At 64.5% G+C, this 846-nt stretch carries 1 protein-coding gene; it reads right to left on the bottom strand.

Annotation, left to right across the window (positions count from 1 at the left end; all coding sequences use genetic code 11):
• A partial coding sequence (virB10, locus tag AC1DZY_RS26630; protein WP_476823167.1) for a type IV secretion system protein VirB10 occupies positions 1-846 on the bottom strand: 846 nt, incomplete at its 5' end.

Here is an 846-nt window from a genome sequence, read left to right as displayed (position 1 = left end):
CTATTGAGGAAGACGGGTCGATGCAGGCTGATTGCGTTCACGCCGAAGCTCCATGAGTGCTTCCTTGACCGGGTCGGGATAGAGCGCGGCAAAATCGAGATCGCGTCGCACGAACACGGTGATCCGTGTGCCCTGGTCGAGATGGATCGTGGGCGGGATGTTGATCGAATTCTTCAGCGCTTCCTGGGCGATGTTGGTCAGCGTCTGCGAGACGTTTTGCGCCGCGATCTGGCGTGCCTGCAGAACCTGATTGGCGCCGTTCGTTCCGATCTGCGTGGTGGTGACGACGCCGGTGACCGGATCGGTCGTCGTGATCGTCGAGCCATTGCCATTGGTGTCGGACTGGCCATAGCCGCTGAGAAACTGCGAGACGCCGCCGACGAGGCTAAGCACGACCGCGGCGCCGAACCGCTCGAGATAGTGGTTGTCGACAAAGCCGGTGTTGCCGGCGCGACCCAGTTCGTCGGCGCCGTTCGAGCCGAGTTGGACCGACACACCATCGGACCGCAAGAGCCGCGTCCAGACGATGAAGACGCGGGTCTGGCCCTGCGCCAGGCCGGATTTGTATTCTCCGACCAACCGGCTGCCGGCTGGGATCAGGACGCGGCGACCATCGAATGACCAGACATTCTCAGCTGTGACCGCGCGCACCATGCCGGGCAGATCGCTCTGCACGGCGGTCTCGAGCACGCCACGGATGGTCGTCCCCTGCGCGATCAGCGCGTCGATCCGGTCGTTCTTCGTCGCCTTCGCGGTTTCGACCCCGGCGCTGGCGACTGAGGCGAGAAAGCGCCGGTTGGGGTCGGTCTCCTGATCGGCGCCAGCGCGTCCGGCGTTGCCGTCAGG

Source organism: Allobosea sp. P2_A10, assembly GCF_056405115.1.
Note: the sequence above shows the minus strand (reverse complement) of the source record. Positions and strands in the feature narration are given on the sequence as shown.